Origin of the sequence: Pelagicoccus mobilis, from assembly GCF_016595505.1 — a bacterium.
Lineage (GTDB): Bacteria > Verrucomicrobiota > Verrucomicrobiia > Opitutales > Opitutaceae > Pelagicoccus > Pelagicoccus mobilis.
Map to the genome: position 1 here is coordinate 177,752 of NZ_JAENIL010000003.1, position 22,677 is coordinate 200,428.

Annotated in this window: 13 protein-coding genes; 4 read left to right on the forward strand and 9 right to left on the reverse strand. The window is 55.9% G+C overall.

The features are described from left to right. Positions 1-5 precede the first annotated feature (5 nt). Positions 6-1,205 (forward strand): hypothetical protein, encoded by a 1,200-nt coding sequence (locus JIN87_RS02445; RefSeq protein WP_200353924.1) that lies wholly within the window; start codon positions 6-8, stop codon positions 1,203-1,205. Here the strand turns inward: JIN87_RS02445 and JIN87_RS02450 are convergent. From JIN87_RS02450 to JIN87_RS02460, 3 genes are all read right to left on the reverse strand, one after another. Further along, on the reverse strand, positions 1,200-3,530 hold the full coding sequence (locus tag JIN87_RS02450) for a Tex family protein (RefSeq protein WP_200353925.1): 2,331 nt from the start codon (positions 3,528-3,530) through the stop codon (positions 1,200-1,202). The genes JIN87_RS02445 and JIN87_RS02450 overlap by 6 nt on opposite strands. 162 nt (positions 3,531-3,692) lie before the next feature. Further along, the gene (locus JIN87_RS02455) at positions 3,693-8,819 is read right to left on the reverse strand and encodes an immunoglobulin domain-containing protein (RefSeq protein ID WP_200353926.1); all 5,127 of its coding nucleotides are present in this window, start codon (positions 8,817-8,819) and stop codon (positions 3,693-3,695) included. 3 nt (positions 8,820-8,822) lie between these two features. Next, the gene (locus JIN87_RS02460) at positions 8,823-11,417 is read right to left on the reverse strand and encodes a chitobiase/beta-hexosaminidase C-terminal domain-containing protein (protein WP_200353927.1); all 2,595 of its coding nucleotides are present in this window, start codon (positions 11,415-11,417) and stop codon (positions 8,823-8,825) included. A gap of 205 nt (positions 11,418-11,622) precedes the next feature. On the opposite strand from JIN87_RS02460, the gene JIN87_RS02465 reads away from it, so the two are divergent. Both JIN87_RS02465 and JIN87_RS02470 read left to right on the forward strand, forming a co-directional pair. Further along, complete coding sequence (locus JIN87_RS02465; protein ID WP_200353928.1) at positions 11,623-12,432, forward strand: 5'-nucleotidase C-terminal domain-containing protein; 810 nt, start codon at positions 11,623-11,625, stop codon at positions 12,430-12,432. A 12-nt stretch (positions 12,433-12,444) separates the two neighbouring features. Next, a complete protein-coding gene (locus JIN87_RS02470) occupies positions 12,445-13,368 on the forward strand; it encodes a metallophosphatase (RefSeq protein ID WP_200353929.1) in 924 nt (307 codons plus the stop codon). A 129-nt stretch (positions 13,369-13,497) separates the two neighbouring features. Here JIN87_RS02470 and JIN87_RS02475 read toward each other — a convergent pair whose 3' ends face one another. Further along, entirely contained in the window at positions 13,498-15,984 is a 2,487-nt protein-coding gene (locus JIN87_RS02475) for an alpha/beta hydrolase family protein (RefSeq protein ID WP_200353930.1), read from the reverse strand. 170 nt (positions 15,985-16,154) lie between these two features. Between JIN87_RS02475 and JIN87_RS02480 the strand changes: the two genes are divergently transcribed. Continuing rightward, complete coding sequence (locus tag JIN87_RS02480; protein ID WP_200353931.1) at positions 16,155-17,381, forward strand: pyrophosphate--fructose-6-phosphate 1-phosphotransferase; 1,227 nt, start codon at positions 16,155-16,157, stop codon at positions 17,379-17,381. 108 nt (positions 17,382-17,489) lie between these two features. On the opposite strand, the gene JIN87_RS02485 is transcribed toward JIN87_RS02480, so the two are convergent. The 5 genes from JIN87_RS02485 to JIN87_RS02505 form a co-directional block, all read right to left on the reverse strand. Next, entirely contained in the window at positions 17,490-19,202 is a 1,713-nt protein-coding gene (locus JIN87_RS02485) for a GspE/PulE family protein (RefSeq protein ID WP_200353932.1), read from the reverse strand. After that, complete coding sequence (locus JIN87_RS02490; RefSeq protein WP_200353933.1) at positions 19,189-19,389, reverse strand: hypothetical protein; 201 nt, start codon at positions 19,387-19,389, stop codon at positions 19,189-19,191. The genes JIN87_RS02485 and JIN87_RS02490 overlap by 14 nt, the downstream gene beginning before the upstream one ends. 23 nt (positions 19,390-19,412) lie before the next feature. Beyond that, complete coding sequence (locus JIN87_RS02495) at positions 19,413-19,805, reverse strand: response regulator transcription factor (protein ID WP_200353934.1); 393 nt, start codon at positions 19,803-19,805, stop codon at positions 19,413-19,415. Beyond that, positions 19,805-20,971 (reverse strand): hybrid sensor histidine kinase/response regulator, encoded by a 1,167-nt coding sequence (locus JIN87_RS02500; RefSeq protein ID WP_200353935.1) that lies wholly within the window; start codon positions 20,969-20,971, stop codon positions 19,805-19,807. The genes JIN87_RS02495 and JIN87_RS02500 overlap by 1 nt, the downstream gene beginning before the upstream one ends. A 169-nt stretch (positions 20,972-21,140) precedes the next feature. Then, positions 21,141-22,646 (reverse strand): glycine--tRNA ligase, encoded by a 1,506-nt coding sequence (locus JIN87_RS02505; RefSeq protein ID WP_234033189.1) that lies wholly within the window; start codon positions 22,644-22,646, stop codon positions 21,141-21,143. Between the last annotated feature and the right edge of the window lie 31 nt (positions 22,647-22,677).

A 22,677-nucleotide genomic window follows, 5' to 3' on the forward strand; every position in this document is an offset into this window, starting at 1 on the left:
GGCAGATGATGCGGCGATTTGTAGTTGTTGTTTGCTTACTCCTAGCTGGAGGTGTTGTCGCTCGAGAGTTGAGCCATCGCGGGATGTTCGTATCCAGCTACAGAGAGTTGAGAAGTGGCTGTTTCGAGTTTTTCGATACGGTTGGAGCAGGAGGCGGAAGCGTTTACCAGCCGGTGGAGTTTATCGATGTTTCGCTAAACGAGGTTTTCGAGTTTCGAGGGACTGCGGAGCGGGCGAGGGTGAGAGGGCGTCATCTGTTTTACAACAATTCTGTCTGGGATGGCAAAACCAGTGGTTTGGGTGATTTGGATGGCGAGGCGATCGCTAAGGACAAGAGGGCGTTGCGCCCGGGTGGTTCGGCGAATTTCTCGAACTATTCTAGTTATGTTAAAGGTATAAACGGGGTGATGATCGATGTTTCGAATCTGAAGAAGCCTGAGTCCGTCACCCTTTCAGATTTGGATTTACGTGTATCCAAAACAACTGACTTCTCTCAAGAAGCTCCGGATCCTGCTTTTTTCGGGGTACGTCGGCTGCGAAACGGGAACTATCGGATATCCATTATTTTCGAAGATGGGCAGATTCGGAACGAGTGGCTGCGGGTCAGTTTGTTTGCGAACGAACGAACTGGCTTGCGGAGTGACGACGTATTCTACTTTGGGAATTCTGTAGGAAGCGCAGACGTCAGCTTTTTCAACGGAGTGGGAGTGGGGGACGTGTCGAGGGCTGACGATGATGCTAAGGCAGGCGAAGATGTGGATGTCTCATCTCGCTCGGATTTCAATCGCGATGGAAAGGTGGATACGGCGGATGTGTTGATCGCCTTTAACTCGATCACCGGGATCGAATGGAATGACAGCTTGCGCTTTTCGATGACGCATATCGCCAAGTCCTTCGGGCTGCTCGAACGGGAGCTGATGTTCGAGAGCAGGGAGTCGCTCCCGTTTTTGAGAGTGGAAGACGTGGCGCTGAATCCGAACGATGTGCGCGTACGGTACCTGTTTCTGCCATCCGAGGATTTCTATGTGGAGCTAGACGAAGAAGACTGGGAGCTTGTCTTCTCGAAGGACATCACTGCTGACGAATGGATGAAGCTAGAGGATGTCCCGCTCTTCCATGCCTGCGGAAAAGGGTGGCACATCGAAAAGGGCGATATGCCAGAGTCCTTGTTTTTCAAAGCTCGCTTGAAGCGAGAATCGCTATAGCTTCAGGTTTCCGAACGCGTCACCCAGCGAGCCGAAGTTCTGGTTGCCTTTACCTCGGTTTCCGCCACCGCTGCGGTTGCCGCCGCGTGGCTTGTGATTGCGATTTCCGCCACGGTTTTGGTGTCCGCCTCCACGGTTGCCGCGTTCGGCTGCGCGTTCAGCTGGGGAGCGTCGGTCGATTTCAACTACGCTTTTGAGGCTGAGGCCGATGCGTTTGCGGGCGACGTCGACTTCGGTGACTGTCGCGCTCACCTTTTGGCCGACTTTGACGACTTCGTTGGGGTCTTTCACGAAGCTGTCGCTGAGCTGGCTGATGTGGGCGAGTCCGTCTTGGTGGACCCCGATGTCGATGAAGGCGCCGAAGGCGGTTACGTTTGTGACGACGCCGGTGAGCTTCATGCCTTCTTGAAGGTCCGTGATCTCGTTTACCCCTTCCTTGAATTGAACGAGCTCGAATTCGGCACGCGGGTCGCGGCCAGGCTTAGCGAGCTCCTGCATGATGTCCTGGAGGGTCGGGAGACCGACTTCGTCTGTAGTGTACTTCTGGATATCAATTTTGTTTCGAGCGGCGGAGTTGGTCATCAGGTCCTTGACGCTGACGGTGAGGTCGGTCGCCATTTGCTCGAGTAGCGGGTAGCGCTCGGGGTGAACGGCGGATGCGTCCAGCGGGTTTTCGGCTCCGCGGATACGGAGGAAGCCAGCGGCTTGCTCGAACGCTTTGGGGCCGATGCCGGAAACTTTTGTGAGCTCCTTGCGGGACTTGAAGGGGCCGTTGGCTTCGCGGTGGGCGACGATGTTGCCGGCGAGGCGAGAGTTGAGTCCGGAAACGTAGGAGAGGAGTTGCTTGGACGCGGTGTTTACTTCCACGCCAACTGCGTTGACGCAGGAGAGAACGGTGTCGTCGAGAGAGGCTTTGAGGGCGCGTTGATCGACGTCGTGCTGGTACTGGCCGACTCCGATTGATTTGGGGTCGATCTTAACGAGTTCCGCAAGCGGATCCATGAGTCTCCGTCCGATGGATACGGCGCCTCGTACAGTGATATCCTTGTCGGGGAATTCGTCGCGTGCGACTTCGGAGGCTGAGTAGATGGACGCTCCGGATTCGTTGACCATGACGATGGCTATGTTCTTCGGGAGGCCGATGGAGCGTACGAAGGCTTCGGTTTCCCGGGAAGCGGTGCCGTTGCCGATAGCGATGGCTTGGGACTCAAAGCGTTGGGCAAGTCCGGCGATGACGGTTCTGGCTTCGTCGATCTGGCGCTGGGACTGAGTTGGGTAGATGACCGTGTCGAAGAGGAGTTTGCCTTGGGCGTCAAGCACCACGGTCTTGCAGCCTGTGCGGAATCCCGGATCGATGGCGATAATCGGTTTTTCGCCGAGAGCTGGAGCGAGGAGGAGTTCGCGTATGTTTGAGGCGAATACGGTTATGGCTTCGGCGTCGGCTCGTTTTTTGAGGTCGAGGCGGGCAGCGGTTTCCATGGAGATGGCGAGGAGGCGTTTGAAGGCGTCTTTGGTGGCGAGGCGGACTTGCTCGGCTGCAGGGCTGGAGCCTTTTACGAAGCGGCTTTCCAGCTTGGCGAGGGCGAGCTCTTCGTCCGGGCGGACTGACATGGAGAGCATCATTTCCTGCTCGCCTCTGCGGATGGCGAGGATGCGGTGGGAGGGGGCGTCGGCGATGGGCTCAGACCATTCGAAGTAGTCGCGGTACTTGGCGCCTTCCTCTTCCTTGCCCATCATGACGCGGGAAGTAAGGGTGGATTTCTTGGTATAGAGCTCGCGGAGTTCGGCTCGGGAGTCGGCGTCGTCATTGATCCACTCGGCGATGATGTCGCGGGCTCCGGCGAGGGCGGCATCGCTGTCGGCGACTTCCTTTTCGGCGTCGACGAAGGCGGCTGCTTCGGAATTCGGGTCAATGGCGGCGTCTTCCTGGTTGTTGAAAAGCTTGTCGGCGAGGGGCTCGAGGCCTTTTTCGCGGGCGATAGTCGCCTTGGTGCGACGCTTGGGTTTGTAGGGAAGGTAGACGTCCTCGAGGCGGGCCATGGTTTCGGCGGCCATGACTTTAGCTTTGAGGGAGTCGGTGAGGACTTTCTGGTCTTCGAGGGACTTGAGGATGGCGCTGCGGCGATCTTCGAGGGCTTTGAGCTGGTCGAGACGGTCGCGGATGTTGGCGATTTGAACTTCGTCGAGGCCGCCGGTGGCTTCTTTTCGGTAGCGAGCGATGAAGGGGACGGTAGCGCCTTCGACGATGAGCTTGGCGGTGGCGGCTACGTGAGATTCGGGGATGCTGAGTTCGTCAGCGATTTTTGGGAGGAAGTCTTCGTGCATTTGGAGATTGGGTACCGGGTGCCGGGTTGCGGGTTCCGGGGATTTTTCTGGAAATTGGGTGATAGGTTCTGGGTCCTAGGTGCTTGGTGAAAAGCCGGGTAGGATGGGAGCCGGGCCGGTTGTGGCAAGGCGGGATTGTCGCGAAATTTCAGAGATTCCGCGCTATTCCGTGTGTTCCAGCTTTAGGAAAATCGGTAACTCGGCGGACTCCAAGGAGATGGACGTTTGGGTGGAGTTTCCGTCCCTGGCGAGTGGATACGCTGCGGGTAGCCAGAGCCGGTGGTCATCGCTTTGCATCAGGGTAAAGGGTGTTTCGGGAGTATCTTCCCAGTGCAGGTTGAGCGTCGTTCCGTCGTTGGTGAAAACGAGTTCGGGAAGGCTGGCTGCTGGGGCGTTTCCAGTGCCTTGGCTGAGGGAGAACTGGGGGAAGGCGAGTTCGCCGTTTGGCCATTTCATTGTTACCGAGTAGTTTGCGAAATCGCTTGGCTGGAGCGAAGGGAAGGCGAGGGAAGCGGAGTTTTCTCCCTCGATGAGCTTACCGTTGCGAAACCACTGGTAGCGAATGCCAGGCACTGGCTCTGAGTGTATCTGTAGGGTGTGGCTGCTGCCGAGCGAAGCGCTTTGGGATCTTGGCTGACGGTAGATGGCGGGGAAGCCGGTGAGGGAGTAGAATTCTAGGTTTACCGAATCAGGCTGGTAGTCGTGGGGAATGATGGCCAGCGCTCCTCCTACCACGTGATGGCGATAGGTTGAGCCGAATGAGCCGAGTCTCTCTTGGAGGAGGCCATTTTTGTCATAAATGGAGTATCCCGCTACCAATGAATCGTTTGGAAGGACGGTGAAAAAACTGTGGAAGCTAAGGTTCAAGGGGCGCGGCTCGAAGTTGGGGTCGATCATCCCCGAGTTGGTGAGTCGGTGTACGGAGCTTCCACCGACGTAGAGGCGGTTCTGGGAATCGATGGCGATCGCTTTGATGTCCTCGATTTCGCTAGGGCGGGAGAAGCTGTTGTCGATCGAACCGTCGGCGTGGTAGCGCACGAGGAGGTTCGGGCCGGGAAGAACGGGGTCGAAGGCGAAGTAGATGCGACCTTGGCTGTCGACGTCCGAGTCGAGGTATGAGATTTGGTTGAAGGAGGTATCCGGGGAAAATTGGGTGTCTTTCACGCCGTCCAGAGTGTGGCGCTGGAGCTCGGTCTCGTAGAGGTTGCTGCTAAGAGTTATGAGATGCGAGTTGTTCTGGAGGTGGATCGCTGGGGGGCTCGTGTGAATGTCGGTGAGGGTGGTCGGTATTATTTCGAAGCTCGACCTTGCCTCGCCGTTGGCTCGCAGGACGAGGCAGAAGTGTCTGCCGTGTGTGTGCGTTATGACGGCCACGCCACCATCCGGTAGCGGAAGGAGCTTTTCTGGCCAACCAACTACGCTCCAGTCGATGTCTGGCACAAAGTTCGGATCGGGCTTCCGGTCCGGGCCGAATTTTGCCACGAAGCCCGTTTCGATGTCGTCGATAATGGATCCGTCCAGGATGGCGAAGAAGGAGCCGTCAGGGGTGGTGTCGGAAAGATAGGTGACTTGGCGGTTCGTTTGTATTGAAAGGGTAGATACTTTAATTTCTCCCGTTGTTGGGTTCACGGTTTGAGTGCCGCTTATATGTTCCGAGAATTTGTTTCGGTTGGCTCCTCTTCCGGTGATGAGGAACTCGTCGTTTTCGAGGGCTGTAAATGACTTGGCCTTGAATTCTACATCAAAGGTTTTTGATGTATCTAGGTTGTGGGTACCGTCTTGGCTGACGGTAACGATTTGCGCGGAGGCATAGGTGTCGTCTTGATGAACGATCAGGTGGATCTGAGTGCTGTCTTGGCCTACGGTAGATGCGGCTAGCTGTTCCCAGTTGTGAATGGTGAGGATGCGGCGATCTCCGAGAGGGATGGTCCATTGCTCGGCTTCTGCCCAATCGAGGGAGCGAAGCATGGCGTTGGCATCGTCGTAGAAGAGCATAGTGCCGTTGGGCCAGATCCCCATCAGTTCGAGGCCATCCTCTCGCCAGCCGATTTGGAGCGTGTGGTGTTCTTCGACGAGATCGCCTTCGGCGGAGATCCGGTAGACGGGAGCTCCGTGTTGTTCGACGAGCGTTACGGTTCCGTCGTCTAGGGCGAGGCTGAACTTGTCGATGAAGTTTGTATTGTAGAGCGTCGAGTTGCCTCGGTTTCTTTTGATTTCGGTTGCGACTCCTTCGGAGGTGATCGAGAGGGCGTGGTGGTAGGATTCTACCCAGACTGTGCCGTCGGGCCATTGTCGAAAAGCGGCTCCGCGGAAGTAGTCGCCTTCGATCGAGTGTTCTCCGAAATCCGAATCGATCGAGCCGTTTGGCCGTAGGCGGGTGAAGGTGGTTCGAAGCGAAGTTCCGTTGTCTATATACTCCGACCAGTATGGGAAGATTTGCCCTGAAAAGGGGCAGATGCGGATATCGTCGTAGTCGCCTAGGTTGAGCGTGGATGCGTAGTCCTCCACGACCGTGCCGTCTGGCTTGTGCTCGGTGTAGAGTTGTTTGATGGCGAATGGATCGTTGGGGTCGGTGCGACGATCGAAGTAGCCGCCGCCTTTGCGGGGAATGATGTTTCCGTTGAGGGCTGCGGGGCTGGAAACTTCGTGGCGTACTTTGACTCGGGTTTCGCCGACCTTGGCCACGCCTTTCAGGGAAACGATGGCTGGCTTGGACCAATTCGTGCCGAATGGATTGCGGGCGCGGAGCTGGTAGGTGCCGATGTCGCCTAGGGAAAGCGACTCGATTTCGAGACTTGGGGAGTTGGCTCCGGCGAGTGGTTTGCCGTCGCGAAACCACTGGTAGTCGGCATTCGGCAGGGCGGTGGCGTGGCCCTGCAGTACTTGGTTGCTGTTGAGGTAAGCGAAGAGGTCTTGCGGGTTTTGGGAAATGACGGGGTGGCTTGGTGGCAGAAGCTTGATGGGGCCGAACTTGTGGGTCTCGCCGTTTGAGGTAGCTGTCAGAGTGTAGTCGCCTGCATCGTCTGGACCGAGAGAAGGAAAGCTGAGCGTGGTGGAGGTTTCGCCGCTCAAGGGGGCTCCATTTTTGAGCCATGAGTAGCTGGCATCTGCTTCTTCCAAAGTGGCGACTTCGAGGGTGAAGGCTTCGGAGGAGTAGGAGACTTTTTCTAGGAAGGGAGTGGAGAAGCTAACGGGCGTGCTGGTGTAGAGCCCGGCTGTTTCTACTTCGCCGATCGGGGTTTTGGCGGTTCCTGATACGAGGACGTCGCCCTCGGCTGAAACGGATACGGTTGCGTTTTTCCAGCGGAGGGATCCGTCGATGACAGTGACCTCACCTAGGGGAGAGATGCGGTAGAGGTTGGCGAAGCCACCTTGTTCTTCTTGCTGGTCCGCGAGAGCGAGGTGGAAGCTGGAGCCGTCGGGAGCGAAGTTGAGTTTTGTGGGAAGTTCGGAGGGGGAGGTTCTGCGGATAAGGTTGTGAGGGGTGTAGCTGGTGTCTTCGCTTCCGTCCAAAAGGTAGCGGGCGCCGAAGATTTGCTGAGGCGCTTGGCCGAGAGGGCGAACGTAGGGAAGGTATATTGCTTCGTCGGTAATTGTGATTTGGGAGGAACGGAGGTGATCGTTTTGAATCGAGAAGGAGGTGTCACGGGTGCCGTCGATCGAGTATCTTTGTAGTGTTTGGTCACCTACGGCGTCATCGTACGCCGCGAAGTAGAAGTGGGTGTCCGTCACTGCGAGGATTTCGTAGGGAGCTGGTATTTGTGGGAAGTCGGGATCGAAGGTGCCGTCGAGTCGGAGCTTGCGGAGCACTTGGTCGCCGAAGTCTTCTACCCGCCCGTACACGAGGAGGGTATCGTCTGGGAGGACGGCGAGGAAATTGGTGTATTGGGGAGGCTCGAGAGTGTTTACGAGGGTTACGTTTTCGTCGTAGATTTCGTAGTTTGGTCCGACGAAGCCTCCTGTGGGGCGAGCGCGGAGGTAGTGGTAGATGATGTCGGAGGAGAACGATACGCGGCGTGATCCGTCTACATGGGCGATCCCGTCTTCGAGCAGGAGTTCTCCGCTGGGCAGCCAGCTTGCGGTGGCTTTGGTGAGTTGTTCGATGAGTCCCGGGGCGATGGCGGTCGCGGTTCCATCGGCGGATAGCTGGGCAAAGTGGATATTCTGGTAGTCGTCTTCGGAGGTCCGTCCTGAGGTGAGGACGGTGCCGTCGGTAAAAACGAAGGCGGAGTGTCCCCAGCCGCTCTCGACGAAGTGCTTGGTCCGGTCGAATTGGAAGGTCTCGTCTAGCGATCCGTCCGCGTTGAGCCGGAGGGCGTTTACATGGTCTTGATCGATTTGGAGGGAGTTGCCGGAGAGGTAGTACTGCCCGCTTTCTGTGGGGGTGAGGGTTGTTGTTGGCGGGTAGAATCCAATGTCAGGAGCGAGGGTGAATGCTGAATCGATGGTGCCATCTGAAGCGAGTCTGATGAGGGTGGGCGAGTAGCCGTGGGATGAGACAAGGAATATATCTCCGTTGGGGAGGGCGATCGGCTGAGGGAGTTCGAGGTTCGGGGTGGATTTTGTGATGCCGGTTCGGCTGAAGGATGTATCGATCGCTCCACTACTGGTAAGTTTGATGAACAGGCTGGTGGCGAGTGTGCTGGCGTGGGGGAATTCGCCTTGTAGCAAGAAGCCGCCGCCGGGCAGCGTGTGGATGCTTTCGGTTGTCCCGGGGATGCTAGGCGAGGTGAAGGTGGTATCTGGCGTCAGGACGTTCGAGCTTTCGAGTGTATAGCGAATGGCTTTTGTGGTCCAGGTTGGCGGAGTTGTGATGTCGTTGCGTTGGTTTTCGAATACGGCAAATTGGTCGTCGGGAAGGAGCAGTAGGCCGTAGGGGATGCCGATTGCTCGATCGAGTTCGCCGTTGGCGTTGTAGGTCAATAGGGCGGCGGAAGCGCTGTCGATCGCGCTGATGCTGTGTTGCTCGAAGAGTACGGAGATTGTGCCGTTTGAGTTGAGGACGGCTTGGCTAGGGGTTGATCCGAGGATCGGCGCTTCTGAGGTGAGCGGCTTGAAGCTTTTGTCTGTATCCAGAATCAGGAAGGAACCGGTTAGCTCGCCATTGAGCTGGTCGAAGTTTCCGAACGCGATGGCTCGCCCGTCTCCGAGCGGCAAGTAGGCTTCCGGTGCCGCTGTAATGGATGTCTCAAGATCGAACTCTTCGCTCAGTTGGTAGTCTGCAGAGTGGACTGCTTGAAACGCGTTTATTGAGAGGGCTACGCAAATGGCGGCGATTGCGGCTTTCATTAGCTAGGGGGCGATGAGTTGGAAAAACTGGTTCGGGGAATCGAGGGAAAAGATGAGCGGTTCTCCGAGACTGAGTTGTAGGTCCGCAGTGTCGTGTGCTGGGTTCCAGGTCTTTAGGTCTGTCGATCGAAGAATGCGGTAGTGTCTCCCGCTCGGGATTTGGTATTCGATGGATTGATACGCCGATTCGGGGGTGGCGATTATTCCAAACTGCGGGATGAACTTGGGACCGTTTACGTTTTGTAGAACGATGGAGCAGGAAGGGCCGGGGAAGATGTCGGATATGTCTTCGAGTTTTTCGATTTCGGTGCCGCCGTTATAAAGTGAGGCTTTGAGCGTTTTGACGGAGCCGTCGGCGTAGAATGCGAATGCCTCGCGGTCAGCCGCTTTGATTGCGACAACGTTCTTCTCTCTGTGTACGTTGCTCAGGGCCTCGCTTCCCCAGGATACGAGTCTGCCTGAGTGGGTTAGGCCGAGGCTGTAGTTGTATCCGGAGGCGATACTACGGAGCGGGGGCAGGTCGGTGGGAGTGTCGGTGAGGCCGTCTTTGTTCCATGCGAGTATGCTGCCGTCTTCGAGGAGGGCGAGGCTGTCGTCGGCGTCGCACGAGATCGCGATGACTCGTTTTTCGGAGGTGGGCACGAATTCGATGTCGGGCAGCCAGCCGCGCCATTGGAGCAGGGTGCCGTCTTCTTGTAGGGCGAGGATGTGCGAGTCGCCGCTCGCGATGGCGATGACCTTTTTTAGGCCTTCCGGGTTTGGGTATTCGCGGTTGAGATCGGGGTCCCAGGTGAGAATGGCTCCGTCCGCTTTCAGTACGGTGTGGTGTTCTCGGCCGGCCGAGACGGCGACTACATTTGAGATGGCGTCTACGAACTCGGATCTTTGTTTGTCTTGCCAGGTGTTCCAGCTGGCTACGGTTCCATCGCTTCGGAGGGCGAGTATGCTGCTGCGGCCGCAGGCTACTGAGACGACGTTTGTAGCGTCGGCTGGGAAATCGAGCAGGCTTGAGGTACCGAACCCAAGCATGTTGGCGACATCGACCGGAATGATGAGCTCCATGCTGGGAGCGTAGCCTTGGGCAAAGGCTCGGGCGCGGAGGAGAAGCGATTGGGTTGACTCGATGGGAGATGTGTAGATGGGGGATTGGGATGTGGGTTCGGTGCCGTCGAGGGTGTAGTGGATTTGCGCATGCGCGTCTTCGGTCTCGAGGGAGATGGTGGCTGACTTGTACGAAGATGCGTCCGTGTCGAAGTCGGTGGTAGGGGTGGCGAGGGAGGGGAGGAAGACGGCTTGGACTTGTGTGGCGGCTGATACTCTCAGGTTTAGGGGATTGCTGGTGGAGTCGACTGCTCCGCTCCAATGGGAGAAGCCGTAGCCGGGGCGTGGCACTGCGAGGAGTTGTACGGGTTCGTTTGATTTGAAACGGTCTTTGTGAAGCGAGCGGTGGACGTGTCCTTTGGCTTCGTCCCAGGTGAGGGTGAGGTGAAATTGGTCGAGAGGGGAGGATCTGACGGCGGTGCCTGAGTAGTGTTGTGTGTGAAATGCAACTACGTCCTTGAGCTCCGGATTCGGGATTTCCGTTTGGGCATCGGGATAGCTGAGGATGGTGCCATCCGATTTCAGCCCGTGGCTGTGGGAGTAGGAGGTCGAAATCGCAACGATGTCGGACCAACTGGATACGCCTTGAGATTGTTCGTTGCCATGGTCTCCCCAGGCGACCACGGTGCCGTCCGCCTTAAGGGCGAGGTTGTGCTGGTTTCCGGCTCGTACGGCGATGACGTTGTTTAGGCCTTCTGGGATGTAGGCGGTGTGAGTGAAGTCGCGGTTGCGCCAAGCGGCTAGGGTGCCGTCGCGTAGGATACCGAGGCAGTAGTCTTCTCCTTCCGAGATGGCGATGACGTTCGCGATGTTGCGAGGGGGCTGGTTGTTGTGGTTGAGGGCTGTCCCTCCCCAGCTGACGATTCGGTTGTCGGAAGTGATGATGGAGGCTGAGTAGCGGCCCGCGGCGACGGCGGCTGCTGAGGGAAGATTTGAGGGAACTGCGTGTCCGCTTCCGTAGGGCGCTTCGCCCCATGAGACGAGGGTTCCGTCTTCTTTCAAGGCGATGGAGTAGCTGTCTCCAGCGGCGATGGCGATCGCGTCGTTCAGGTCGTTGGGAGGGCGGTGGTTGTTTGAGTCGGACAGGTCGAGGACGGTGCCGTCGTTTTGGAGGACGGTCACGCCGTTGCCGTAGGTTTCCGAGTAGGAGTAGTTTTGAGGGGATGCGCCAAAGCCGGTCGTTTCTGAAAGGCCCCAAGTGTCGAGGGTCGTGACGACTTCGTATCGTTTGGATTGTGGAGCGCTATCGGCGAGGCCGGACTTGCGGGTGAGGGCACGTACGGTGGTGGACTCGGAAATTTGAAAGGGGCCGGTGTAGGTTTTGAGCGCTGAAATGACTCCGCCGGTTTCCAGGGTATAGACGATGCTGGCGTCGGAGGTTTCGGTTGAGAGGGTGATCTCGGTTGGCCCGTAGAGTTTGGAGGCGTAGGGGGAAATGGTCGGAGCGGCCAGGCGATCTTGGGCAATGCAACGCTGCGCGAGGAGAAGCGCGAACACGCACAGAAGCAGGGCAACGTGTTTCGTGGGACTTGGACGTAGTCGAGTGGCGGTCACTTTGATTATTGCTTGGGAACGAGGGAGGCGTGCGTGTGGAACGGTTGTCTCGATCGGAGGGAGTCTGAATCTGTCATTTATGATGGTTGGCAGGTCAAGCTCATCTGTAGGTAAATATGCTGTAGGCGCTGACTGGATTTGAGAACTCATGCCACTGAATTGGCGCGGGGAGTTGCTTGAAAGTTGGCCGCGGATGGTGGAGGGTGTCGGGATGTTTTGGAGATACGTGTTGGTTGGGATCGTTTCTTTTTGGGGAGCAGGGCTTGGAGCTCAGGTCGAGGCTGAGTTTTCGGTTTTGAGAGTGGATAGCTCGGGGCCGGAAGATCCGGGACTGGCTGCCTATATCAAACCGTACCGTGAGGGCGTGGAGGCTTTTTCGGCCGAGGTGATCGGGTACGCGGCTGAGCCGTTGTCTCGCTCGCGTCCTGAATGTGGACTTTCGAATTTGGTGGCGGACTCGTTGCGCGTGGTGGGCGAGAGGGAGTTCGAGTCCGAGGTCGATCTGGCGGTGACGAATTTCGGAGGCTTGAGACGCAATCTGCCGAAGGGGCCTTTGACGATGGGGCTGATTACGGAGCTGTCGCCATTTGACAACTACATCGTTCTTCTAGAGGTGAGGGGAGAACTGGTGTTGGAGCTGGCTCGAAACATTGCTAGCGGGAGCGCTTCCGCGATTTCCGGGTTGAAGGTCGTGGGGAGCAAGAGTGGGGAGTTGTTATCGGCGGAGATCGGAGGGGAGTCGGTTGTGCCAGACGGGACGTACCGTTTGGTGACGATCGATTATCTGCTTGCGAACTGGACGTCTCTTTTTCGGGAAGAGTGGATTGTGAGTCGGAAGGTATCCGTAAATTTGAGACAACGTGAGGCGATCGTTTTGCACCTGTCTGAGTTGACCAGAAAAGGGATCAAGGTTTACGACGCGGCCGAGGGGCGGGTGAGAGTAGTGAGCGGTGATTAGAGGATGAAGGTTATGGATAGACGGAGGTTTATTGGAAGTGTGGGCTTGGGGCTGACGGTGCTGTCGAACGCCTTGGGGCGATCAGGGAGTTCGGCGCCTCAGCTGACGATCTTGCAGACGAACGATACGCATTCGCGAATCGACCCGTTTCCTATGGATGGCGGTCGCAATCAAGGCTTGGGCGGAGTCGCTCGCCGAAAGGTATTGATCGACCAGATACGGAGGCGAGAAGAGCACACGCTTTTGGTGGATAGCGGAGACATTTTCCAGGGGACGCCTTATTACAATCTCTATGGCGGCGAGGTGGAGATCGAAGCCATGAACCAAATGGGCTACGAGGTGGCGACTGTGGGCAACCACGAGTTTGATAACGGTATCGAAGGCTTGGAGAAGACGATGCCAAAGGCCGGTTTCGAGTGGGTTTCGAGCAATCTGGATTGGAGCGGCGCGAAGTCTCTGGCTCCTCTGGTGAAACCGTGGACGATCAGGGAGATCGGACCCTTTAAGGTGGGGTTGTTTGGATTGCTCTGCGAGTTGGAGGGTATGGTGAGCGCGTCGCACCATGAAGGTGTTGTTTATTTGGACCCGGTGGAATCGGCTCGCAGGAGCGTTCACGAGCTCAGGGCTCGCGGCTGCAATGTGATCGTTTGTCTTTCGCACATGGGTTTCCCGACGCGTTCGGACGGGGAGCAGCTTCGCGATGATCGTCTGCCGGAAAAGGTGGAGGGAGTGGATCTCGTGCTCGGTGGGCACTCGCACACGTTTTTGGATGAATTGGTCGAGCTACGGCGTAAGGGAGGCGGAGTGACCCGCATCACGCAGCAAGGCTGGGGAGGTATGCGTCTAGGGAGGGTCGATGTAGCCCTAGGCAAGTCGGATTCGTTAGTGATACGGCAAGATCCGTTACTCGTTTCGCCCGCGAACGGATCGGTCTAAAGTGGGTTTGATCGAGGGATATTGGCGAGAGGTTGCGAGTCGCTGGATGCTGCTTTGAGGGATAGGCAAGGAGTGCAAGGCCTCTCCAGATGAGGATGTTTACTGGTACATTGACCTGTCGATTGACGACTACGACTCAGTCGCCAGAGAGTTGAGAAACGGGATCACTGTTTTGAGTAGCATGTAGAGCTCGTCTTGAGAGAACCCGCTTCTACTTCTTTGATAAGCGAAGTTTACTCTCTCGCAGCGAATCCCCTTTTTCTTCATGGATTTCTCGATCTTTTTTACGTGGCTGGACTTTTCGTGATATGTGTTTTTGTCGTCCTCTATTATCAATAGGGGAGCAGTGATCTCGTCCGAACGAATTAACGGAGAAACTCTTCGAGCGTAATCTTTGTCGTTCCGCAAATTTTCCACGTGCAGAGCTAGAGTCCGAGTGTGTTCCGTTTCCGAAAAAACTTCGAGTGTGTTCAGCGAGTTTGGAGCGTTGTAGGAGTGAAGGAGGTCCTCGTATCCATATAATGATACGCCTCCTTTGTATAGCTTGGGGTGGTCAATGATGCTGAGGTAGGCTGCGTATCCGCCGATGAGTGCGCCCATAATATAAACCCTGTCAGGGTCTGCGGCTCCGGATTCAATCAGTGAGTTGGCGGCTATGGCGAGGTCGTCGATAAACGCTCCGTCGAGTCCGTCCTCTACTCCGGCTTGTAGAAATTCTCTTCCATAGCCGCGAGTCCCTCTGCTGTTTACTCTGAGAGCGAGGTATCCATGTTTTGCTAAAAATGTGGCGATTGGGTCGTGGTGCCATTTTGCTCTTCCCGAAAAGTTTGCCTGAGCGACTACCACTAGGGGGAGCGGTTCGTTGTTCTCGTGACCGTGAGGAACGGTCAGGTAATAGTCGATGGATCTACCATCTTGAGATGTTACTTTTCCGAACAAGCGCGTTGGGTTGTTTTCCGAAAGATCGCTAGTGAGTTGTATTAAAGAATCGGATTCTCTATCAACGATGAAGAATTGGTCTGGCTGAGTTGGGGCCGATGAGCGGTAGAGTACTTTGTTGTAGTTTTCGCTAAAGTCCTCGGGGATGTTCAGTGCGGGCGAGGGAAAGGTTGCGTCTGCGAGTTCTTGAGCGTCTTTGACGGCATCAAGAGATAGCGCCAATCTGGGGATGTCCGCTTTGTATGAAAGCCCAATCAATTCGTTGGTTTTTGGGTCTATCACTAATGGAGAGCTGTTGGGTGGGATCGGTTCTATGTCGTATCGGCTGTGATTTGCGATTGTCTTCTTGATTCGTCCGGTTTCGAGATTGTAAATGTGTAATCGCGATGTGTCGGAATTGTAGTTGGATGATAAGTACAATAGGTTTGATTGCCGTCCCGTTGCGTGTATTCGGGTGGAGACAGGGCGATTAATGAAACTAAATTCTAATCCGTCCTCCTTGTTGATGGAATCTATTTCTATCCAGGTATTTGTTTGCTCATCCCATGTATGGTAGACGTAGCCTCCGGATTTGTATATCAAAGCTATATTTGGAGAGCCGTCTGGCGCTGCGATGACCCTCGACGCTTTTTGCGGAATGCTGATTGGGATCTTTGTGGATTCACCGGTTTTCCAGTTCAAGTGGACGTGGCTTCTGTTGCCGACGAGTTTGTAGTGGGCTTTACCATTCCATATATATGTTCTCCAGTCGATTGCTCCTCTTTTTACTACTGTTATAGTGTCTTGAGGGGTTGCGTCACTAGGCCGTATCACGCGTTCTACGAGTTTCGCGATCTCGCTTCTTTTTCCGCTTTCTGCTTCCACTCGGAAAAGGGTAGAACCTTGGTTTACAAGATAGTTGTCTGAATCGGCCCAATCCGCTTCAAGCAAGTGGAGCTTATCATCGTAGTAACTCTCTGTACGGATGATGCTCGGGGTCTCTAAATCGATTAAATCTACTTTGATTTTTGTAAACAGATCTTCGATACGAAGGACCTTTCGTCCATCAGGTGAGAGCTTGAAACTGTATCTGTTGGGAGTTGTTAGGCGGTTTGGGGCGATGTTTTCCTTTTGGCCGTAGATTTGCTCTCTCAAGGATTGGTACGCGATATTCGAATCTGTGCAGCGGACTTCTATCCCTTGGCTGAGTACATGGACTTTTCCCGGTCCATCGATTCCCGAGCTCAAGAGATCGATCAAGATGCGTTTGGGTTTCCCTGCTTTAAGATTTCCGACGTGAGCCAGAAAAGTGCCTATCTGCCCGTTCGAAGGGTAGGCGAACAAAAGCACGCACTTCGCGAGATCCCTATCTGAAGTGAGAATTGCGTCCGCCTGATAGCTTGGCCTGTAGGTCTTCGATCGCTTTCGAGAAGGGGTCTTTTTTGTATCCTCTGTTTTGAGTTCCACCTGGATGAACCCTTCCTTGAAGGAGTGATCGCTTTCGACTCGGTAGCTTTGGCGGTAGAAATTGAAGATGTTTCCGTTGCTTCGTTCTGCAGAAAAAACGCCATTCTGGTATGACCTCATCCTGCCGATGCCGCGATCATCCTCTACCACAATTTTGAGTTGGGCTTTGAGGACGAAGAGTGGGAGAAGGGCTAGGACTGCGAAGAGGAAGCGGGAGATCGTTCTGGGCATGCCGTTTAGGGATATTTACCGACATAACTCAGAGATGAAGCATGTGGGAGGCAAGCTCCGGAATCGAGAGATTGGTAGCTGGAGCTGTTGTCCTGCCTGCTGTGCGCTCCCTCCTTGTGTTTCCTGAAAAAGTCCTCTAGCGATACCGACCCTCAATAGAGTTTCGCACTATGAAAGTTAAGAAAGTAGGCATCCTAACGGCAGGTGGCTTGGCCCCTTGCCTTTCCTCAGCAATCGGTGGCCTGATCCAGCGCTACACCGAAATCGACCCGGACGTAGAGATCATTTGCTACAAAAACGGTTACTACGGTCTGCTCAAGGGCTTGAGCTACGAAGTGACTCCTGAAGTCCGAGCCAATGCGGAGAAACTTCACCTTTTTGGTGGTAGCCCGATCGGCAACAGCCGCGTAAAGCTCACCAACGTAAAGGATTGCGTAAAGCGTGGTCTCGTAAAGGAAGGCGAAGACCCGCAGAAGGTGGCGGCCGACCAGCTTGTGAAGGACGGCGTAGACGTGCTGCACACGATCGGTGGAGACGACACGAACACTGCGGCGGCGGACCTTGCGGCTTACCTCGCTACCAACGACTACGCGCTTCGCGTGATCGGTCTTCCGAAGACGATCGACAACGACGTTTACCCGATCAAGCAGTCTCTCGGCGCGTACACAGCGGCTGAGCACGGCGCTAACTATTTCGAAAACGTGGTGGCTGAGCACAACTCCAGCCCGCGCATGCTGATCATCCACGAGGTGATGGGTCGCCACTGTGGTTGGCTCGCGGCTTACACGGCTTACGAGTACCACAAACGTCAAAAGTGCCGCTACTGGGTTCCGGAAATCGGCCTTTCGCAAGAGCGTCACGACGTGCATGCGGTTTACGTTCCTGAGCTCAGCATCGATCTGGAAGCCGAAGCGGCACGTCTTCGCAAGCAGCTCGACGAGCATGACGCGGTTAACATCTTCCTCTCTGAGGGCGCGGGTGTCGCAGACATCGTTGCTCAGAAGGAAGCGGCTGGCGAAGAGATCATCCGTGACGCTTTTGGCCACGTGCAGCTCGACTTCATCAATCCAGGCCAGTACTTCGCGAAGCAGTTCAAGGAACTGATCGGAGCGGAGAAGGTTCTCGTTCAGAAGAGCGGTTACTACTCTCGTGCGGCAGCGGCTAACCCGAAGGATCTCAACCTCATCAAGAGCTGCACCGACAAGGCTGTTGAAGCGGCGTTTGCAGGTGAGAGTGGCGTGATCGGTCACGACGAGAACAACCGTGACATCCTCCGCGCGTGTGAGTTCGACCGTGTTGCGGGCGGCAAGCCATTCGACACGACGGCTGCTTGGTTCGACCAGCTTCTCTCGGAGATCGGTCAGCCTAAGGGCGAGGTGCAGGACACTAGCCACTAAGGTTGTTAAACCCATAGATTTCAAAAGCCGGAGCGAGTGAATCGCTTCGGCTTTTTTTGTGGTTTGATCCTGTAGCGGGGTGGCCGCTGGGGACAGCGGCCGCTACCTCTACTCTTTGTATTCGGGGACGGTGACGCGCTCGACTTCTTCGAGGGTCGTCAGGCCGAGGAGCGCTTTCTTGAGAGCGTCTTCGCGGAGGCTTTTTAGGCCGAGTCGTTTGGCTTCTGCCTGAATTTTGAAGAGCGGAGCGCTGGAGGAGATAAGTTCTCGCATGTATTCAGAAACTTCGACGACTTCATGCACGCCTACGCGTCCTTTGAATCCGGAGTTGTGGCAGTGCTGGCAGCCGCGTCCACGATAGAAGGGGATCGTAGGGTCGATGCTTTCGGCCGTGAAATACTTGAGCAGCATTTCTTCGTCTGGCTGGTAGGTTTCCTTGCAGCATTCGCAAATGCGGCTGACGAGACGTTGGGAAAGCACGCCGTTTAGGGCAGGGGCCACCATGTAGGGATCGACTCCCATTTCGACGAGGCGAAGGATGGCTTGGGTGGCGCTGTTGGTGTGAAGCGTCGTCAAAACCATGTGCCCGGTGAGGGCGGCTTCGGTGGCGATCTTGGCGGTTTCGAGGTCTCGGATTTCGCCGACGAGAATGATGTCCGGATCCTGGCGGAGGGCGGAGCGGAGAATGGCGGCGAAATCGAGGTCGATGTTGTGCTTTACCTCGAAGTGGTTGACTCCGGGAAGCTGGTACTCGACCGGATTTTCAATGGTCATGATGTTTCGTTCACGATCATTGAGGTAGTCGAGAGCCGAATACAGAGTGGTTGTCTTACCGGATCCGGTTGGACCGGTGACGATGAAAATCCCGTTGGGCTTAGAGACGGACGAGCGGAAGCTGGAGAGGTTGTTTTTTGCGAAGCAGAGCTCGTCGATCGTGGGTACGCCGTTTTGACCAGCTTGTCCGAGAAGGCGGATCACTATCTTTTCTCCGTGCAAGCCTGGGCAGGTGGAGATACGGAAGTTTTGGCTGAAGGAGCCGACGTCGATGGAAAAGCGTCCGTCTTGCGGTAGTCTCGTGTCGGAGATATCGAGCTCCGAGATGAACTTCATGCGCACCATAAGGGCGACGTGGGATTGCTTGGGGATTTCGACAATATCGCGGAGATGTCCGTCGACGCGGAATCGGATTTTTCCGTGGTCCTTGTGAGCTTCGATATGGATGTCGGAGGCTCTTTGCTTGAAGGCGTCGTAGATGACGTGATTGCCCAGCTCGACAAGGGCGTTGTTTTCGGCGAGGTGCAGAAGGTTTTCCTCTCCTCGGGCGTTTATGTCGATGCCATCTGTGAGAGATTCCAGCGACTTGAGGGCTTGGTCGAAGGAGATGTTTGTTTGGTAGGAGATATCGATGGCTTGATCGATGTCTTCCGGCAGGCCGAACACGGGGCTGACCCGCTTTTGCAAGAAGCGTTCGAGCGATTCGACGAGGTTGCGATTCATCGGATCGTTCATGACCATGGTCACGTATCCATCGAACTCGTACAGGCTGATCGCTTGGATCTTCTTGGCCATCTCCAGAGGGATGCGCTGGTCCTCTGGATAGGAAATGTTGATCGAGAGTGGGTCTACATAGGTGGTGTTGTTGGCACGGGCCCAAAGCTCGCCGGCTGGGTCCTTGCGCATGTAGCCCTTTTCGATGATCTCGAGCAGGAGGCCAGAGTGGTCCTTCTTAAACTTGGCGATGAGCTTGTTTAGGAGGACGGATTCTATTTTGTCTGACTCGGTGAGGAGCTCGACAAAGCGGTCGCATCTAATTTCTCGCATTGTCGGAGTCGTCGAGGTTGAAGAAGTTTGCGATCGCTTGCTGTCCTAGGAGTTCGCGATTGTCGGAGGCGTTTTCAAGTTGTTCTTTTGCTTCTTGGCGAAGCTTTCTCATGTCGTACCTGACGATCAGGTTTTCGAGACTGGTAACCTCTGAAGGAATGTCGGGGGCGCTGTTTGATTCGGGCATCTTCTTCCTGGTCGTGACGTGGCTTAGGAGGCAGCGTGGGTAACGCTGTTGAGGACTTTGCAGATCTGCTCTTTGATTTGATCCGGGGCTTGTGTCTTGAGGATGTAGTAGGTGGCTCCGGCTTCCGCAGTCTCTTGGATCGTATTGCGAGTGGATACGGCTGTCATCATGATGACCTTGGCCTCTGGATTGATCCTTTTGATGATCTTGAGCGCCTCGATGCCATTCATCTTGTTCATGTTGATGTCGAGAAGAATGAGATCTGGCTCGTATTCCTGGTAGGCTTCGACTGCGTCCATGCCGTTTTGCATGAGGTAGACTTTTCCGATGCCGATGTCTTGTAGCATCAGCTTCATGAATGTACGCATGTGCGCTTCGTCGTCTGCGATAAGGGCTGTGATGTTGCTGTAGTCCATTATGGGATACGTTTTAGTTTTATCTGAAAGTGGGCTCCGCCTTCGGGGCGATTTTCTACGGTGATTTCTCCTGAGTGGCTGGTGATGATTCGTTTGACCACATAGAGCCCGATGCCGCTGGTTGATTCTCCGCCGGTTGGCATGTTGGAGGTACGGCTGAATTCCTTGAAGAGCTTGTCGAACTCGTTTTCCGGGATGCCAGGGCCTTCGTCTTTTACGGAGAGGTAGACCCAGCTCGGGTCAGCTCGTGTTTCCAGAGTGATCGCTGTGGCCTTGGGGGAGAATTTGATGGCGTTGGTAACTAAATTTTCGATACAGCGAGTGATGAGTCTGCGGTCGATCGAGCTTGCAGCTCCCTGGGATGAATCTACGTGGGCGAGGGTGATCGACTTCTTTTCGGCAATCGGCTTTTGGAGCTTTTCGATTTGGGCTACGAGCTCGGAAGGGGGTAGGTCCTCTCGGGTGAGCTCGAAGTGGTCGAGGTCGATCTTGGAGATGTCTAGGAGGTCCTCGACGAGGGTGAGCATGTTTTCGCTGGCGTCGATGATGCAGCGGACCATCTCGCGTTGGCTTTCGTTTAGGGTGCCGAAGCGTTCTGTCTCGAGGAAGTGGGAGACGCCGCAGATGGAGGCTATCGGGTTGCGGAGGTCGTGGGAGGCGACGCCGAGGAATTTGGTCTTGGAAGTGTTTTGATGCTGGAGGGTATCGATGGTGGAGTGGGCCTCGATCCGCTTTTGGTATTCGGCAATCTGGTGTTTGCAGCGGGTGCGCAGCTCGGTGGCGCGTAGCGGTTTTTCGACGTAGTCGTTTGCTCCGGCGTCGAACGCGTCGCTCATGGTTTCCGACCTCGTCGCTCCGGTCAGGATCACGAGAGGTATGTCGGCAGTCGCCGGTTGAGCTTTTAGGGTGCGGCAAAGTGAGATGCCGTCTTCGCCTGGCATTTCGATGTCGCAGAGGATGAGTTGCGGGGGCTCTCGCTCGATCATCGCCCTGGCTTGTTTCGCGTCGAAGGCGTGGAGGAGGCTGTAATTGACGGGGGTAAGGATCTTTTTCACTATCCCGTGCGTGCTGCGGTCGTCGTCGACGATGAGCACGGCTCGGCTCGAGGCGTCCGGCGAGGAGCGGGCGCCCTCTTGGTGGGAGGCGTCTGTGGAATTTGAAATCACGGGAACAAGAGAGTCGGTTTATCTACCTATGGCACATCGGATCCTGCCTAGGCTCCTTGAGAACCAACCTTAACTGGACCTGAATTTTTACGATTCACATAAAAGCACGAAAAAACCCGTCCTGAATCAGGACGGGTTTGAAAGTGCTAGATGGTGAACGGGTTAGGTTCTAGAAGAGCGATTCGTCGAGGAACTTGTAGAGCTCTTCTTCGCTCACGCGCTTTTGCTCAGTGGTGTCGCGGTCACGTAGGGTTACGGTTCCGTCCTTTTCGATGGTGTCGAAGTCGATGGTGACACACCAAGGGGTGCCGGCTTCGTCCTGGCGGCGGTAGCGCTTGCCGATGGCTCCGGCTACGTCCCAGAAGACGTTGTAGCGCTTGGAGAGCTTGTCGAAGATTTCGCGAGCTCGGCCGACGAGTTCTGGCTTGTTTTTGAGAAGCGGGAGCACGGCGACCTTGTACGGAGCGATGCGTGGGTGGAACTTCATGACGGTACGCTTCTCGCCGCCAACTTCGTCCTCGGTGTAGGCTGCGGTGAGCAAGGCGAGAAGGAGTCGGTCCACGCCGAGCGATGGCTCGATGACGTGCGGGATGTACTTCTTCTTGGCGGTTTCGTCGAAGATCTCCATCGGCTTGCCGGAGTGCTCGGCGTGCTGGGAGAGGTCGAAGTCGCCGCGGGCGGCGATGCCCCAGAGCTCTTGTTCGCCGAACGGGAACTCGAAAGTGATGTCGGTACAGGCCTTGGCGTAGTGGGCGAGCTTCTCGTGCACGTCGCGGCCGAGCATCTCTTCGGGGAGACCGATGGAGAGGAGCCAGTCGTGGCAGTACTTGATCCACTCCTGGTGGATTTCGGACCAGTCGGCATCCGGGGAAACGAAGTATTCGATCTCCATTTGCTCGAACTCGCGGGAGCGGAAGATGAAGTTTTTCGGCGTGATCTCGTTGCGGAAGGCCTTTCCGATCTGGGCGATGCCGAAGGGGATCTTCACGCGGCCGGTGTCGACCACGTTCTTGTAGTTGGCGAAGATGCCTTGAGCGGTCTCGGGACGGAGGTAGGCGGTCGCGGAGCTGTCGCTGAGGGCGCCGACCTTGGTTTCGAACATGAGGTTGAACTCGCGTGGGGCGGTGAGGCTGCCTGGCTCGCCGGTGGCAGGAGATGGGATGAGTTCGTACTCGGATTCGTCGGCTTCGGTGTACTCCTTGAGCTCGACGGGGGCCAGCTCGCCTTGGTGGCCGCCTTTTCGCTTCATCTTCTCGGCGGCTGCTTGGGCGTCGGCCTGCATGTTGCCGTCTTCGAGGATGGAGACGTAGCCGATCTTTTCGCCGTCGACGAGGACGGGAGCGAAGAAGAGCTGGTCGGCGCGGTAGCGCATCTTCGAGACCTTACAGTCGACCATGGGGTCGGAGAAACCGCCCACGTGGCCGGAGGCGACCCAGATTTTGGGGGACATGATGATGGAGGAGTCGAGGCCTTCGATGTCCTCGCGGCGATGGACCATGTCCTTCCACCAAGCGTCCTTGATGTTCTTCTTCAATTCGACGCCGAGCGGGCCGAAATCGAAAAAGCCGTTATAGCCGCCGTAGATTTCCGAAGACTGGAAAATGAACCCTCTGCGTTTGCAGACGGCTACGATGGCATCCATGAGTGGATTTGCTGATGCTTTTGATTTGGCCATAAGGGCTGTGAAAATGCGGTTTCGAGGGGGC

What these genes read in the sequence shown, in the direction of transcription:
- JIN87_RS02445 (WP_200353924.1), top strand. Translation starts at nt 6, where the DNA reads ATGATGCGGCGATTTGTAGTTGTTGTTTGCTTACTCCTAGCTGGAGGT.
- JIN87_RS02450 (WP_200353925.1), bottom strand. Translation starts at nt 3,530, where the DNA reads ATGCACGAAGACTTCCTCCCAAAAATCGCTGACGAACTCAGCATCCCC.
- JIN87_RS02455 (WP_200353926.1), bottom strand. Translation starts at nt 8,819, where the DNA reads ATGAAAGCCGCAATCGCCGCCATTTGCGTAGCCCTCTCAATAAACGCG.
- JIN87_RS02465 (WP_200353928.1), top strand. Translation starts at nt 11,623, where the DNA reads ATGCCACTGAATTGGCGCGGGGAGTTGCTTGAAAGTTGGCCGCGGATG.
- JIN87_RS02470 (WP_200353929.1), top strand. Translation starts at nt 12,445, where the DNA reads ATGGATAGACGGAGGTTTATTGGAAGTGTGGGCTTGGGGCTGACGGTG.
- JIN87_RS02475 (WP_200353930.1), bottom strand. Translation starts at nt 15,984, where the DNA reads ATGCCCAGAACGATCTCCCGCTTCCTCTTCGCAGTCCTAGCCCTTCTC.
- JIN87_RS02480 (WP_200353931.1), top strand. Translation starts at nt 16,155, where the DNA reads ATGAAAGTTAAGAAAGTAGGCATCCTAACGGCAGGTGGCTTGGCCCCT.
- JIN87_RS02485 (WP_200353932.1), bottom strand. Translation starts at nt 19,202, where the DNA reads ATGCGAGAAATTAGATGCGACCGCTTTGTCGAGCTCCTCACCGAGTCA.
- JIN87_RS02490 (WP_200353933.1), bottom strand. Translation starts at nt 19,389, where the DNA reads ATGCCCGAATCAAACAGCGCCCCCGACATTCCTTCAGAGGTTACCAGT.
- JIN87_RS02495 (WP_200353934.1), bottom strand. Translation starts at nt 19,805, where the DNA reads ATGGACTACAGCAACATCACAGCCCTTATCGCAGACGACGAAGCGCAC.
- JIN87_RS02505 (WP_234033189.1), bottom strand. Translation starts at nt 22,646, where the DNA reads ATGGCCAAATCAAAAGCATCAGCAAATCCACTCATGGATGCCATCGTA.